The 14643-nt window shown below is 31.7% G+C and carries 16 protein-coding genes; all 16 read right to left on the bottom strand.

Annotated elements, in window-relative coordinates; genetic code table 11:
* Positions 1 to 107 precede the first annotated feature (107 nt).
* The gene (ppsA, locus tag RMO70_RS13375; RefSeq protein WP_310556939.1) at positions 108 to 2522 is read right to left on the bottom strand and encodes a phosphoenolpyruvate synthase; all 2415 of its coding nucleotides are present in this window, start codon (positions 2520 to 2522) and stop codon (positions 108 to 110) included.
* A gap of 25 nt (positions 2523 to 2547) precedes the next feature.
* Positions 2548 to 3381, bottom strand: coding sequence for an NAD(P)H-hydrate dehydratase (locus RMO70_RS13370; RefSeq protein ID WP_310556938.1), 834 nt, complete (start codon positions 3379 to 3381; stop codon positions 2548 to 2550).
* Positions 3382 to 3503: 122 nt separating this feature from the next.
* Complete coding sequence (locus RMO70_RS13365) at positions 3504 to 3779, bottom strand: heavy metal-associated domain-containing protein (protein WP_310556937.1); 276 nt, start codon at positions 3777 to 3779, stop codon at positions 3504 to 3506.
* A 28-nt stretch (positions 3780 to 3807) separates the two neighbouring features.
* Entirely contained in the window at positions 3808 to 4164 is a 357-nt protein-coding gene (locus RMO70_RS13360) for a hypothetical protein (protein WP_310556936.1), read from the bottom strand.
* A 10-nt stretch (positions 4165 to 4174) separates the two neighbouring features.
* Positions 4175 to 5044, bottom strand: coding sequence for a DnaJ C-terminal domain-containing protein (locus RMO70_RS13355; protein WP_310556935.1), 870 nt, complete (start codon positions 5042 to 5044; stop codon positions 4175 to 4177).
* A 105-nt stretch (positions 5045 to 5149) separates the two neighbouring features.
* Positions 5150 to 5455 (bottom strand): hypothetical protein, encoded by a 306-nt coding sequence (locus tag RMO70_RS13350; RefSeq protein WP_310556934.1) that lies wholly within the window; start codon positions 5453 to 5455, stop codon positions 5150 to 5152.
* A 17-nt stretch (positions 5456 to 5472) separates the two neighbouring features.
* Entirely contained in the window at positions 5473 to 5880 is a 408-nt protein-coding gene (locus RMO70_RS13345; protein ID WP_310556933.1) for a cytochrome C, read from the bottom strand.
* 6 nt (positions 5881 to 5886) lie between these two features.
* Positions 5887 to 6138, bottom strand: a complete 252-nt coding sequence (locus RMO70_RS13340) for a hypothetical protein (protein WP_310556932.1) — start codon at positions 6136 to 6138, stop codon at positions 5887 to 5889.
* Positions 6139 to 6322: 184 nt separating this feature from the next.
* Entirely contained in the window at positions 6323 to 7330 is a 1008-nt protein-coding gene (locus RMO70_RS13335) for a cbb3-type cytochrome c oxidase subunit II (protein ID WP_310556931.1), read from the bottom strand.
* A gap of 9 nt (positions 7331 to 7339) precedes the next feature.
* Positions 7340 to 9493: a cbb3-type cytochrome c oxidase subunit I gene (locus RMO70_RS13330; RefSeq protein WP_310556930.1), complete on the bottom strand. Its 2154-nt coding sequence runs from the start codon at positions 9491 to 9493 to the stop codon at positions 7340 to 7342.
* Positions 9494 to 9540: 47 nt separating this feature from the next.
* Positions 9541 to 9975, bottom strand: coding sequence for an Rrf2 family transcriptional regulator (locus RMO70_RS13325; RefSeq protein WP_310556929.1), 435 nt, complete (start codon positions 9973 to 9975; stop codon positions 9541 to 9543).
* Between the two features lie 88 nt (positions 9976 to 10063).
* Positions 10064 to 10678, bottom strand: a complete 615-nt coding sequence (locus RMO70_RS13320) for a hypothetical protein (RefSeq protein ID WP_310556928.1) — start codon at positions 10676 to 10678, stop codon at positions 10064 to 10066.
* A gap of 288 nt (positions 10679 to 10966) precedes the next feature.
* Complete coding sequence (locus RMO70_RS13315) at positions 10967 to 11401, bottom strand: response regulator (protein ID WP_310556927.1); 435 nt, start codon at positions 11399 to 11401, stop codon at positions 10967 to 10969.
* A gap of 3 nt (positions 11402 to 11404) precedes the next feature.
* Positions 11405 to 13339 (bottom strand): ATP-binding protein, encoded by a 1935-nt coding sequence (locus RMO70_RS13310; RefSeq protein ID WP_310556926.1) that lies wholly within the window; start codon positions 13337 to 13339, stop codon positions 11405 to 11407.
* On the bottom strand, positions 13339 to 13923 hold the full coding sequence (locus RMO70_RS13305; RefSeq protein WP_310556925.1) for an AraC family transcriptional regulator: 585 nt from the start codon (positions 13921 to 13923) through the stop codon (positions 13339 to 13341). Before RMO70_RS13305 ends, RMO70_RS13310 begins: the two co-directional genes overlap by 1 nt.
* Before the next feature lie 83 nt (positions 13924 to 14006).
* Entirely contained in the window at positions 14007 to 14489 is a 483-nt protein-coding gene (locus RMO70_RS13300) for a universal stress protein (RefSeq protein WP_310556924.1), read from the bottom strand.
* Between the last annotated feature and the right edge of the window lie 154 nt (positions 14490 to 14643).

Genomic DNA, 14643 nt, shown 5'->3' with positions numbered 1-14643 from the left:
AAAATTCTTACAAAAAATTGTATTGTATATTTTTAATAAAACTTATATAATTTACATATTTTTATTAAGAATATTTATCAATAATTGTTGAGTATCTACTATGATTACTATAATTTAATATTACTTTGTTTTTCTGATTCAAGAATATTTTCAATCCCTTTTATCAAAGCGTCAGGATTGAATGAAATACTATTAATACCTTCATCAACTAAAAACTTCGCAAAAGCTGGAATATCGCTTGGTGCTTGTCCGCACAAACCCACTTTAATTTTGTTTCGTTTGGCTACTCGAATGGTTTCTTTAATTAAAAACTTAACTGCAGGATTTTCTTCATTAAACAATTCACTAACCAATGCAGAATCTCTATCTAAACCTAATGTTAGTTGGGTTAAGTCATTAGAACCGATAGAAAATCCATCAAATAATTTTGCAAACTCATCTGCCAATAAAACATTACTTGGAATTTCAATCATTACATAAATTTCTAAATCGTTTTCTTTTTGTTTTAAACCGTTTGTTGTCATTTCGGCTAGAACCTTTTTACCTTCTTCTATTGTTCGACAAAAAGGAATCATTAATTTGACATTATGCATTCCCATTTCGTTTCGCACTTTTTTCATTGCTTCACACTCCAAGGCAAAACCTTTTCTGTAAAAATCGCTATAGTAGCGTGATGCACCACGCAATCCAATCATTGGGTTTTCTTCTTTAGGTTCAAAATATTTTCCACCAATCAGGTTGGCATATTCGTTACTTTTAAAATCGCTCATTCGTACAATGACATCTTTTGGATAAAATGCTGCTGCCACCATACCAACAGCTTCGGCTAGTTTATCAACAAAATATTTTTTACCATCTTTATAATCTTTTGTCAATAACGCTATTTCAGAAGTTACTTTTTCATCAAGTATTTTTTCAGGTTCAATTAATGCCAATGGATGAATTTTGATAGTATTAGAAATAGCAAATTCTAATCGCATTAAACCCACACCTTGATTTGGATAATTACTCAATTCAAATGCACGATTTGGATCAGCAAGAATAAGCATTGGTGCTGTTTCAGGTATTGTCAATTGATTGAAATCCTGTTCTTTGATATCCCATTTCAAAATCCCTTCATAGATATTTCCATCTTTCCCCTCTGCGCAGGAAACGGTAATTTCTTGTCCATTCTGTATGGTCTCAGTAGCGTTTCCGCACCCAACAATGGCAACTGTACCCAATTCTCTAGCCACTATTGCTGCATGACTGGTTCTCCCACCTTTATTGGTAACTATTGCCGAAGCTTTTTTTAATATTGGATCCCAATCTGGATTTGTAATGTCGGTAACTAAAATTTCTCCTTCTTGCAATTGATTGCCTTCTTGAGGACTTTGAAGTATTCGGGCTTTTCCAGATGCAATTGCACTGCCTAGTGCAATACCTTGTGTGAGTAGTTTTCCTTTTTCTTTAAGTATAAAAATTTCTCTTACTTTTTTATTTTCTTTTGCGTGTACAGTTTCTGGTCTTGCCTGCACGATGTATAATTTATTATTTAATCCATCTTTTGCCCATTCAATATCCATAGCTTTTTCATAATGTTGCTCAATTTTGTAACACCATTTTGAAAGTTGAATGACACCTTCATTTGATAAAGAAAAAATTATTTGTTTTTCTATTGTAGTTTCAAGATTTAAAGTAGTTTCTTCTGCAGAAGCTTTTTCTGATTTTCCAACATAAACCATCGTATACTCTTTTCTGCCACATTGTTTTTTTAGAATTGGATTTAATCCTGTTTCAAAAAGAGTGGGTTTAAACACAATCCATTCATCAGGAGTAACGCTCCCTTTTACAATGTTTTCACCCAATCCCCAACAACTATTGATAACAATAACATTTTTAAAACCACTATCGGGATCAATCGTAAAGGCTACGCCTGCGGATGCTTTATCACTTCGCACCATTTGTTGGACTCCAACCGAAATAGCAATATCTATTCCTGCAAACCCCATATCATAACGGTATTTGATGGCACGATCAGTAAATAATGAGGCATAGCAACGTTTAACAGCGTCGAGTAATTGTTTTTCTCCGTTTATATTTAGAAACGATTCCATTCTACCAGCAAAACTGGCTGTTGGCAAATCTTCTGCAGTAGCACTGCTTCTAACAGCTACATCTAAATTTTCAATACCACATTGATCAGAAAGTTGTTTGTAGGCTTGGTTAATTTCTTCAATTACTTCTTGTGGAAATGTGCCTGCCATTATTAATGATCTTGCCTTTTCTCCAATTGTTGAAAGGTTTTCATAATGAATTGTATCTAATGAAAGTAATAAATCATTGAGCGGTTTTTCGAGATTATTTATTTCTCGGAATAAAAGATAGGAAGAAGCTGTCAATGCAAAACCATTGGGGATATTGATTCCTTTTGGATTTAATTGGTTATACATTTCGCCTAAAGAAGCATTTTTACCACCAACTTTTGAAATGTCATTTATATTTATTTCGTTGAAGAATAGTATGTGATTTAAATTTTTCATTTTCTAATTTTTATAAAATAGTAATTTAATTGCCTTTTAAACACGATTTAAAGGAATAGCCTATATTTTCTATAACATCCGTGATTAGCATACTCTCCATACTTTGTTTCTTTAAGGTATAATCAGCGGCAAATCCATGCAGAAAAACACCTAATTTTGCACTTTCTAACGCAGTATAATTTGAAGCTAAAAAAGCAGTAATCATTCCCGTAAGTGCATCACCTGAACCACCTTTTGCCAATCCTGCATTTCCTGTGCTGTTTTGAAAAGCTTCTGTGCCATCAGTAATTATAGTTTTATGACCTTTCAAAACTATGATGCAATTCATTTCTTTTGCTTTTTTAATGGCTGATTGTATCCTTTCGTCCGAAGAAATATGGTTACCAAAAAGTCTATCAAATTCTTTTTGATGTGGTGTAAGTATTGTTCCATAAGGAATTTTTTTTAATAGATTTTTTTTTAAAGAAATCATATTCAATGCATCTGCATCTAAAACTATTGGTTGTTTATAATCTTCTAATATTTTAACCAAAATTTCTTCTGTTTTTTTTGAAATTCCTAATCCTGAACCAATACCAATTGCAGAAAAAAAGTCAGTATTTAATTCTTTACTCTCCCTCTCAATTATCATAGCTTCCGGAATAGAAATTTGAATTATTTGTCGTTCTTCTAAAGGAATATTTACAGTTAATAATCCTACTCCTGAACGCAAACAAGCTCTAGCAGAAATGATTGCTGCTCCCATTTTTCCTTTGCTTCCAACTACCAATAAGGCGTGTCCATACGTTTTTTTATTGGAATCTGGTTTTCGTATTTTTAAAATCGATTTTATTTCGGATTGAATGAGTTTCTTAATCATCTTCATTAAATAATTTGAAACATAGTTGTTACTCAGAGAAAATCTCTTTTTTTAAGCTCATTTTTCAAGCTTGTACATTTCGTATAACATAAATTTTGCTAGCTTTCTCACAGAAATAATAATTATAGATTATTTATTTTTCCCAACATACAACTTGCATAACTTTTCAATTGTAGAAGTAATCCGTTTTCTTCGGTTGCTTCTGGATAACCAAGTGCGTGGAGTTTGTTTGTGATTTTTTCTCTATCCACATTATCATCATAAATTAGATTTACAGAATCTTTTTCGTGATCAATTTTGACACTTGAAACTCCTTCAATTTTCAATAATGCCTTTTTGATTGTGGTTTCGCAACCACCACATTTTAGATTAGCAATAGTTATTTTATCTGTTTTCATTTTAAAAATTTAGTATTTGTTTATTATTTTAAAATTCGGCTAATTTCCAAAGCCAAAGTGCCTTTTCTTTATTCAATGATGGAAACTGCATCACCATTAAATTAAATCCTTTTTTACTCATTCTCCAGTCAATATGTACTGTTTTATTATCCAAATCATAAACATAAATTTTTTTAAAATGGTGTTTGGTTTCGATTCCAGCCAATTGACAAATTTGGAATGATTTCTGTAAGGCTTCGAGTATATTTTCGGTCGAAATATTTTCTGTAAATGCCAAATGGAATAAAGAATACTGCAATTTTGAGATATAAATTGCTTCTTCAAAATCCTTTATATGAATTAGATAATCATTCGTGATATTTGGAACTATCTCGTAAGTTTTCATAAAATTTCAGTTAAGATATTGATTTCAATTCTTCAAATAAAACCTTTTGTTTTTCGGTTAATTTTTCAGGAATTTGTACTTGAATCTGTAAGTATAAATCGCCAAAAAAGTTAGGTTTTTCATAAACTGGCATTCCTTTTCCTTTCAGTCGAATGGTTTTGCCATTTTGAGTTCCTGAATCTATTTTTATTTTGAATTTACCCGATAAAGTTTCCACAATCATTTCATTTCCTAAAATGGCATCGTATAAATTAACATTCACATTTTGAAATAAATTATTGCCTTTACGAATGAATTTTGGATTTTCTTTCACTCGAATTCTAACAAATAAATCGCCACGATTGGCATCGTTACTGCCTTTTGCACCTTTACTTTTTATTCGCAATTGTTGGTCTGAGTAAGCACCAGGTTTTGTGGTTACTCGAAGTTTTTCGTTTTCTAATTGAATAATTCTGCTTGTTCCAGCATAGGCTTCTTCGAGCGAAATTTCCATTTCTGTTTCATAATCGCCTCCACGTCTGGATTGTTGCTCTCTAGAATTTCCTCTTTGTTGTGCAAAAAATTGTTCGAAGAAGTCTGAGAAATCTCCTTGATTGGAATCTCCTTGATAATATTGTTGATTCGGATTACGTTGTTGGTTATGCGCTTGTTGATTTTGTTGCCAGTTTTCGCCCAACTCATCATATTGCTTCCTTTTTTCGGGATTTCCCAAAACTTCGTTTGCTTCATTGACAAGTTTAAATCGTTCTTCTGCTTTTTTATCTCCTAAATTTTTATCGGGATGGTTTTTTTTTGCCAAAGTTCGATAGGCCTTTTTTATCTCTTCTGGAGTGGCTGTTTTATTAATTTCTAATATTTTGTAGTAATCTTTATAATCCACAATTTTTGACTTTAAACTAGAAATATAAAGGTCGATTTATCATCGAAAGATATTGTTATACAACTTTTTGAATAAGTTATATAATTACTATGTTTGAAGATAAACTCAATTCCTATATCCTTGAATTAACAGGCACAAGGAATCTTCTATTGCATCAATGGTATGCATTTCTTCCAAAGGAATTTCGAGTTCTTCGTAGATATCAATCGTTCGTATTAGATTTTCACTACTGTATTTTACGTTTCCAGTAAGTACCGTGAGTTTTGTAGGTACGCTGGTTTTATGTTCTTTTAAAAACATCCCTTTTTTGAATGCCAAAACAATAACTTTAAAAACAACACCTCTATGCATTAATTTTGCTACGGGAGTTTCCTTTTGTTCTAATTCGGCTATTGCTTGTTTGATTATCATCACTACTATTTAAAAAATTATAAACTCATTTTCATAGCGGTAACTGCATAATAAATCGCCCAACCTATAAAACCTACAATCACTACCCAAAGCCAAGCAGGAATAGAATGTGGTGTTTCGCTGCCTTCAATCAGGAATTGTTTTTGGTCTCCTTTACCGTAAGCGTTTATCATTATGGGGATTATACCATCCACAATTTCGTTTTCTTTAATGCCTTCAATAGCTATAGCTGGACCATTTCGAACACTAAACGGAATTTTACGAATGCCTTCTTTGCCATTTGGATCTTTGCTTATGATTTTTAAGATATGATCGCCATCGACTAATTTTCGGGTGTCTAATTCAAAATTTATAGGTACAGAAAACTCGCCGTACGGTTTTTGATTGTCATCTAAAAATACTAATATTGAACTTTTATTACTCATTTTGTTTTATTTTAAAATGGAATATTTAATATGGTCTCTGTTTTTTTCTCCCGGTTTGATTAACCATTTTAAAGAATAAATCAAAGTGATTATTGCTATGATTATAGTAACCCAAATGCTTACATAATCCCAATTACTCTCTGGACCAGCACCGTGAACAATGCCGCGCAATACTTTTGGCTGGTTGCGTTCGCAAACTGGACAAGCAAATACAATTGCTTGAATTAATAAAATGACTGTTGTGATGAGTTTTTTCATAATTAATTTAATTTGCCAGTTAATAAAACATAAATAAATTTAAAATTCGGATATAGAATTAACATCTTTTTTTTAACACAGATTTAAAAAATTTCTAAAATTTTCAAAATCTGTGTTCAAAAAATGGATAATCTAAATCTAGTTTGTAATAGATCTAACTAGAAACTTGAGTTAATTATTTCTATTATTTTTCAGCCGAAAGCTTAATTTTTATAAAATCCATAATTTTTTTCACTTCTTCCGGAGTCACTTTTTTGCCCGTATTTCCCCAAGAAGTCCTTTCATAATTGATGATGGCTGCCACATCAAATTCGGTGAAATTCATATTGGTTCCAACGCCTGCCATTGCTCCAAATTCTGGTCTTGCATCGTAACCATTCATAATAATATCAACATACAATTCTAAGTTCTCACCAATCACTACTTTACTTCCTTTCAATGATGGAAACGAACCTTTTAAACCTTCGCCATTGGCTTGATGACAAGCAACACAATTTGCAGTGTATAGTGCTTTTCCGTCAGCCGAAGAACCATTTTTGGAAGAAACAATTTTTTCGGGTTTTTTGTAAAGAAAATCCAATGGTTTAGTTCCATCAGGTAATGGTGTTTGCTTTAAGGATTGTAAATAGGCAATTAATTGTAAGGCTTCTTTTTTGGCCACAACTTTTCCTACTTCGCCATTCAAAAATTGTTCTGGCATACTCACCACAACATCTGTTTTTGATGGAACTGCTTTCATTTCAAATAGCCATTTGTAAGAAGGCATTATCGATTGAGCAACTACCGATCTTGGTTGGTACAAATGCATTAAATTCCAATCTTTACTAGGTTGACGGTTACCAATATCAGTCAAATCTGGCCCTGTTCTTTCGGTTCCCATTAGCGTTGCAGTGTTTTGCCAAATGCTGGTTCGTCCAATATTGGCATAGTCGGAAGCCATTCCTGGACGTGAACCAAACATTTTATCCATTTCTACATTTCGAACTTGTTGGGAATGGCAACCTACACAACCTTCGGCTATGTAGATTAATTTTCCTGCTTTGGCATCGCCCGAAAGTGGCTTGGTTCCTGGTAACGGCAAATTATTATATTGATTATCAAATGCTGGCATCACAACAACGATATACGTTAGAAAAGCAAATAGTAATCCTGCAATGGTATACAATTTTCGATGGTCATTAAATATATTCATCTCTAGATTTTATTTAGTTTGGGTTTGTAATATTTTGAATGCTTCTTCTTTTACATCAATTTCTACTACTTCTTTCATTGTCATTTTATAAAAATTGAAAGCAAAAACCAAGTGAGAAATAAACATTAAACTGCCACCAATGGCGCGCCACAACCAATAATCAAACATTAAAACTACACTATCAATAAACGGTTTGCCTTCCATCCACATTAATCCTCTTAAAGTAGCACCAACCGACAATGGAATGGCGTAAAATAACAATCCGATGAAAGCCAACCAAAAATGTGCTCCTACCAAATGTTGTGGTGGTTCTTTGCCTGTTAATCTTGGAATAACTACATAAAATCCGCCCCAGAGTGCAAATGTGATGATACCATAAAAACCTAAATGCGCGTGAGCTACTGTAAAATCAGTAAAATGCCAAATCAAATTGGTAAACTTAAAGGCTTCGGCAGTGCCTTGCATCGAAACAATAAAATAATAGACCACTGCAACTAAGAAAAAAGGTAAAGTATAACTAGTAGTTACTTTGTGCCATTGCCCTTTGAAAGTCATTGTAAAATTTATAGTTGCTGCCACCACAGGAATAATCATTCCAGCACTTCCCACAATAGCAACAGTTTGTAACCACCAAGGCAATGGTGCAAATACAAAGTGATGTGTTCCAATAATGGTGTAAAATATAATTTGTGTCCAAAATGCTAAAATTCCTAAACTATATGCATAAATGGGTTTGTTGATTTGTTGCGGAATAAAATAATACAACAATCCCAATGTGTACAACGTAAACCACATTCCCACTCCCGAATGCATAAAATATCCCTGTACAATTGTTTCACTTACACCATCTTGCCAAAAAGGTAAATAGGCTGTAAGTGCAACTATAATGGTGAAAATAAGAGCAGAAACTATGTACCAATTGGAGATGTAAATTTCTTTGGTAGTTCGTTTGGCAACCGTCATTATGAAATTGGACAATGTCAAGATAAGTGCTACTGCAAATAACGCCATAACGGGCCAAATGTATTCTCTGAATTCGCCACCGCCATTATTAATTCCAGCCATCAAACAAAGCGAACCTAAAATAACCATCAAATTGGTAAGAATTAAGGCAATCCAACCCCATTTTACACTATAAATTTTTGCGTTACTTACAATAGGAACTACATAATAACCCAAACCAATCATTCCAAGAGATGCCCAACCCCAAAAAACAATATTAGTATGAACTGGTCGCAATCGTCCAAAACTTAACCAACTGTATTGATCGACATCTGGAGCGACGAATTTTATTCCTAAATATTCGCCAATTCCTGTGCCGACAACCAACCAAAAAGTAGCACAACCAAAATACCAAAGAATCAATTTGGCGATATTGGGTTCTAGACTTGGTTTTTGAACAGCTTTCTTTTTTAAAGCAGTAAAATGAACTTCGTGTTTATGGCTCACATTTGTAACAATTCCGATTTTGTCTTCGGGAGTTTCTTGTCCTGATAGTTCCGAATTGGTTAAATTAAATTCTAATGCGGCTTTGCGTTTTGATAATTGCTCTTCCAAATCGTGGTCATCAATTTCTTTGATATGTTGGGCAAATTTTTCTGCTTCAATTGTTTTACTTTTATTGAAGTAAGTTTTTACAGCATTATTCGATTTAATTAATGCAAAAATAATACCTAATAAAACGGGCAATAATGTTAGAATAATCACAATAATAATTCCGGGTTGAGAGAAGAAATTTTCTTTTTGCTCCTTGAAATTTTGTGCAAACAAACCAGTGCTAAATACTAATAAAACAGAAAGAATCGCAGTTGTTTTTTTGCTGTGGCAAGCACCTTTACCTTTGCAATCTCCACAACAGTTTTCTGATTTTAGTTTCATAAATTGATTGATTTGGTTTTTATCTAAATTTTTTAAATGATCTGAGAAATGTTTTTCCTTGGATTGATTTAACCAATCTTGATTTTCGACAACTTGACTTCTAAATTTTATATACAAACTCCCAATAAAAAAAAGTATTGGAATGATTATCACAGAGAATAGAATCCACATTCCAAGTGAATTAGTATCATCAGTAATTATATTATTTGCATTTTGTGAAAATGCTGATTTTGAAACTACAATGAATACTAGAAAAGCGATTTGATTTTTTTTATTTAATTTCATATTTATATATATTAATATCTTTTTATCTTTTATTATTATAAAAAAAGCTAACTGTTTTTTAGAAAAAACTTCCCAGAATCTAACTTATCGTTAAAATCAGTAATTGTATTTTCTTCAATCATTTTAATAAAATTCTTTTTAATTTCTTTAAACTCATAATGAACAGGGCAAGGATTTTTTTCAGAACACGCTTTCAAGCCAAGAACACAATCTATATACAATCCATCACCATCAATTGCTTTTACAATATCTGCAATAGAAGATTGTAAATTTGTTTTATCCATATAAAAACCACCATTCGGTCCTTTTACAGAATTTAATAATTTTTTCTTTCCTAAATCTTGAAGAATTTTTGCAATAAAAGGTTCTGGAGCATCAATTCCTATTGCAACTTCCTTCACCCCTACTCGTAACTCATCTTTAGACTTTTGAGCCACAAATATCATTGCTTTTATTGCATACTCACAAGATTTTGAAAACATTTATTTACTTATTTACCATACAAAGATAAAAAATAATTTAAATATAAAAAGACTTTATTGTCTTTTTATATTTGAAATCATATTTCAACTATTTTCTTATAAATTTTTCTTCAACCATTCGTTTGTAAATCACTTTTGAAATTTCGCTGGTCATTTTTTTAATTCCTTCAGGTTCAAAAGTTTCGGTAATTCCTGACCAAATTATTTTATTGTCTTTTAGAGAAAATACGATAGTTTCGAGAATATATGTTTTTGTAGTCAAATAATATCCTGACGTTTGATATCGATACTGATGTACTTTATAATAACCTCCAAAATTCTGAAAATCAGCTGGATAATAGTTGGTTTCGTTTGGAATATAAATTCTTTCTTTATCAACATCAATTAGTCTCATCAGGACGACTCCATCAAAACCATCTTCTCTGATTTTATCCATCACTTCAGTTTCATTTTTTCGATTGAATTTATCATCCAAATATTCGTGAGACACAAACCCTTTTCCATCTAAATATTTTACAATTTGATGTTCGGCTTTGTACCGATTGGTTTCATTTTCAATCAATGCAATGACCAAAACTTTATTTAATTCGTTGATATGAATGTGTTTGTTTGATTGTCTCCAACTGCTTACAATTTTTGTTGAAGTACAAGAAGTAAGAAGCACTGTGAGGAGCAAACAATTATAAAAAAATGACTTTTTCATACTGCTTATTTTAGTGATTTATAAAAACAAAGTTCCATATTCAATGCTTGTTTCCTCTTATATAAATTTTTAGAAAAGTTACATTATTTACAGATTTTGAAAAGAAATGATTTTGAAATTTCAGGAAATGTTATGTCGATAATTTACCAAAACAATGTGAAGCCAAATTGGTTTTAATTTTCAATGAAAAGTTTATACAATTTTAGGTTTGAGTTGTATAATTCCTATTTTTCAATATCAATTGCAAAATCAATATCAATTGCAAAAAATCGTAAATCATAAATAAAATTACATCCTATTCATATACCAATTCAATTCTTTTTCCATTTTTTGGTATTTGAAAATAGCAGTAATTATTTTTTGAAGTCGTACAAATGCGGTTTCACTTTTTACCACATAATCGAAGGCTTTGTGGTGCATACAACTCACAGCTACTTCTATTTTGTCTTGTGAAGAAAGCATAATAACTGGAATTTCGATATTTGCTGTCTTGATTTTATCCAATGTTTTCAAGCCATTCATAGCCGTTTTATCGATACCATCAAGATGGTAATCGAGAATAATTACATCTGGATTTTTATGCAAATTTTGAATACAAATTTCGCCTGTTGGGAAGGTTTCGATGTCAAAATCGGCAGTATCGAGAAACTGAATTTCTAATGATTTTAGAAATAATGCATCGTCATCGACAAGGAATAATTTTATTTTTTTTGAGTTTTGCACGATTTAATTTTTTAAATTATTAAGCTCTATTTTAAGTTCTTCACCCGCTTGCATACAAACATTTTCAAGGTCTGATATCCAAGTTTGCATTTCTGTTGCGGATGTATTCTCTTCTATTTTTCGGGCTAAATCTTCGTGATTTTTATCGATTCCGACAATGGCAAACGATGGAATTAATTTGTGAACTGCTGATTTTAAAGTTTTCAAATCTTTTTCAACCCAACTTTTTTTGATGGTATTGATTAATGATGGCGTTTGGTTGAGGTACACATTTATCATTTCGGTCATCAACTTTGGGTTCGATTTGGTGAGTTTGTTTAGGTAACTCATATCGGTATATTTTTGACCTTTAGATTCTTTATTTTCTAGCGTTTTAAATTCGATTGTTTGTTTAGGTTTTTTAATTAAACCTACAATTTTGCTATACAATTTGCGCTCATCAACAGGTTTTGCAATATAGTCATTCATCCCAACAGCTTTGCATTTTTCTATATCGACAGTAGTTACATCGGCGGTAAGTGCAATAATAGGAATTTGCAATTTCATTGTATTTCGGATATAATCAGTGGTTTGAAAACCATTCATTATAGGCATTTGCAAATCCATTAAAATTATATCGTAACTGTTTTTTTCTAATTTTTCGACAGCCATTTTTCCGTTGCCTGCAATATCACTCTCAAAACCAAAATCATCTAGTAGTGTTCTCATTAATAACTGATTGAGTTCTACATCTTCTACAACCAATACTTTAATATCTTGTGTGGGATTATCGACTAATTCTATTATTTCGTGGTCTAAAACGGTTGCGCCATTGGCTTTTTTAAAACATAAAACAAAACTAAAAGTTGAACCTTTGTCCACTTGGCTTTCTACTCGAATGCTTCCACCTTGTTTTTCCACTAGTTGTTTTACAATGGCAAGACCTAATCCTGTGCCACCAAATATTCTTGACGTTTGACTGTGTGCTTGCTGGAAATTCTCAAAAATATTATCTATTTTTTTGGCTTCAATTCCTATTCCAGTATCGGCAACCGAAAATTCTATTGTAATGTTTTCAGCGTCTTCGGTTAGTTTTCGAACGCTAAAAGTAATTTTTCCTTCGGCAGTAAACTTAACAGCATTACTTACGAGATTTAGAATTATTTGATGTAAACGAGTTGCATCACCTACTAAAACTTCTGGAATATTTGTATCGTATTTAACAATTAGCTCTAAATTTTTTTCTTGCATTTTAGTTTCAAACAAATGTAACATTGTCGATATTGATAAAGACAATTTGAATGGTTCTTTTTCGAAAACCATTTTGCCAGCATCAACTTTAGCCAAATCGAGAATGTCGTTTATGAGCACGATTAAGGTATCGCCACTCATTTTTATGGCACTTAAATATTCTTTTTGTTTGGGTGTTAATTCGGTTTTGAGAATTACTTTGGTAAATCCGATAATGGCATTCATCGGCGTTCGAATTTCGTGGCTCATATTCGATAGAAATTGTTGCTTCGATTTTACCGCATTTTCTGCTTTTTTTATGGCTTCGTTCAATTCGTTTTCAATTCGTTTTTGGTTACTCACATCACGAATAGAGGCACAAACCAAGAAACCTTCTTCGGTATCTAATTTGCTTAAACTTATTTCTACTGGAAACTCGGTTTGGTCTTTATGTTTGGCAAATAGTTGCATTCCTTCGCCCATTTTACGTACTTTTGGATTGGCAAAATAGCCTTGTCGGTGACCTTGATGCGCTTCTTTGAATCGTGAAGGCATTAGAAGTTCAATTCTATTGCCAATAATTTCACTCTTTTCATATCCAAAAAGAACTTCGGTTTGTGTATTCGAATATTGAATATTTCCTTCCATATTAACAATAATAATTGCATCTGGAACTGATTCCAAGAAACTTTGAAATTTGGTATCGCTATTATTTTCAAAATTCATCATTATTGATTTAGGCAATTACTATTTCCTATTTCTTCAATTGGATTTCTACGTTTGTCTTTAAGTTCTTTGAAATGTGAAGGTGACAATCCAGTTGTTTTTTTGAATTGAGTTGATAAATGGGCAACGCTACTGTAATTCATTTTGTAGGCAATTTCGGTAATAGTGAGTTCGCCATAAATCATTAATTCTTTGACGCGTTCAATTTTGTGAGAAATGATAAAATGCTCAATGGTTGTTCCTTGAATATCCGAAAATAAATTGGCTAAATAATTGTAATTGTGATGTAGTTTCTCGCTCAAATAATCCGAAAAATTAATTTTGATATCTTCTTCCGTATGGTGAATCATTTGAATGATGATGGTTTTTATTTTCTCGATAAGAATCGATTTTTTGTCATCCATCAATTCCAATCCAGATTCTTGAAGTTCGCTTTTTAGAATTTCTCGTTGTTCGAGAGTAATATCTTCCATAATGTCGACTTCGCCCAAATCGACTAGAATAAAGTGCAAGTTCATTTCTTTTAATATTTCCTTGACCACCATTTTGCAACGGTTGCTGACCATATACTTGATGAATAACTTCATTTATAACTATGATTTAAATAGATATTACAAGTAAAAGTACTAAAAAGATGTTACCTTAAAGATTTATTTCAACTCAAATATGTTTATTTTTTTTTCTTGGTTGGTACTATTAACAAGGGAATATTGGTTTGATTTAAGATTTCTTGTGTTGTGCTACCCAATAGTATGGTTTCAAGCCATTTTTTGCTATGACTTCCCATTACAATAATATCTGCTCTAGATGAATTTGCAGTTTCTAAAATAATTCCAGCATAATCGCCTTCTTTTACTAATATTTTAATTTTAGAGTCTCCCAAATGCTTTTTTACATTGGTCAGAAAATCCAAAGCTGAATCTGTTAACAATTGAATATCAGGTTTGTATGAATCTATATTTACAAAACCACCAAAACCCATAATTGTATCATAATCAGTTGATGCATAATCTACTGGAGTTGAAATGATATGTAGTAAAATAATCTCTGCATCCATTGCTTTTGCTAATGAAAATCCAACTTCTGCAATTTTTTCGGCAGTAGGATTATAATCTAATGCAATTAAAACTTTGTTCATTTTGATCGTTTTCATTTTGCTTTATTTTTAATTAAATTCAAAATTGGTGAGATTTTTTTCTTTTTGGTTGTACAACTTTTTATAAAACTTATATAATTCACAGAAAAATATTTAGTGCTCTATAACTAATGAGTTTTCGGTAACTCCCAAATCGATTAATGAATAGTTA

Origin of the sequence: Flavobacterium sp., assembly GCF_031422135.1 — a bacterium.
In the GTDB taxonomy this organism is placed as follows: Bacteria; Bacteroidota; Bacteroidia; order Flavobacteriales; family Flavobacteriaceae; genus Flavobacterium.
This window is presented reverse-complemented; position numbering and strand designations above follow the sequence as displayed.

Excerpts from the sequence above, each read along its gene's own strand:
- ppsA (WP_310556939.1), bottom strand. The coding sequence starts at position 2,522 with ATGAAAAATTTAAATCACATACTATTCTTCAACGAAATAAATATAAAT.
- RMO70_RS13335 (WP_310556931.1), bottom strand. The coding sequence starts at position 7,330 with ATGAATATATTTAATGACCATCGAAAATTGTATACCATTGCAGGATTA.
- RMO70_RS13350 (WP_310556934.1), bottom strand. The coding sequence starts at position 5,455 with ATGATAATCAAACAAGCAATAGCCGAATTAGAACAAAAGGAAACTCCC.
- RMO70_RS13340 (WP_310556932.1), bottom strand. The coding sequence starts at position 6,138 with ATGAAAAAACTCATCACAACAGTCATTTTATTAATTCAAGCAATTGTA.
- RMO70_RS13320 (WP_310556928.1), bottom strand. The coding sequence starts at position 10,678 with ATGAAAAAGTCATTTTTTTATAATTGTTTGCTCCTCACAGTGCTTCTT.
- RMO70_RS13310 (WP_310556926.1), bottom strand. The coding sequence starts at position 13,339 with ATGATGAATTTTGAAAATAATAGCGATACCAAATTTCAAAGTTTCTTG.
- RMO70_RS13300 (WP_310556924.1), bottom strand. The coding sequence starts at position 14,489 with ATGAAAACGATCAAAATGAACAAAGTTTTAATTGCATTAGATTATAAT.
- RMO70_RS13325 (WP_310556929.1), bottom strand. The coding sequence starts at position 9,975 with ATGTTTTCAAAATCTTGTGAGTATGCAATAAAAGCAATGATATTTGTG.
- RMO70_RS13305 (WP_310556925.1), bottom strand. The coding sequence starts at position 13,923 with ATGAAGTTATTCATCAAGTATATGGTCAGCAACCGTTGCAAAATGGTG.
- RMO70_RS13370 (WP_310556938.1), bottom strand. The coding sequence starts at position 3,381 with ATGATTAAGAAACTCATTCAATCCGAAATAAAATCGATTTTAAAAATA.
- RMO70_RS13345 (WP_310556933.1), bottom strand. The coding sequence starts at position 5,880 with ATGAGTAATAAAAGTTCAATATTAGTATTTTTAGATGACAATCAAAAA.
- RMO70_RS13360 (WP_310556936.1), bottom strand. The coding sequence starts at position 4,164 with ATGAAAACTTACGAGATAGTTCCAAATATCACGAATGATTATCTAATT.
- RMO70_RS13330 (WP_310556930.1), bottom strand. The coding sequence starts at position 9,493 with ATGAAATTAAATAAAAAAAATCAAATCGCTTTTCTAGTATTCATTGTA.
- RMO70_RS13365 (WP_310556937.1), bottom strand. The coding sequence starts at position 3,779 with ATGAAAACAGATAAAATAACTATTGCTAATCTAAAATGTGGTGGTTGC.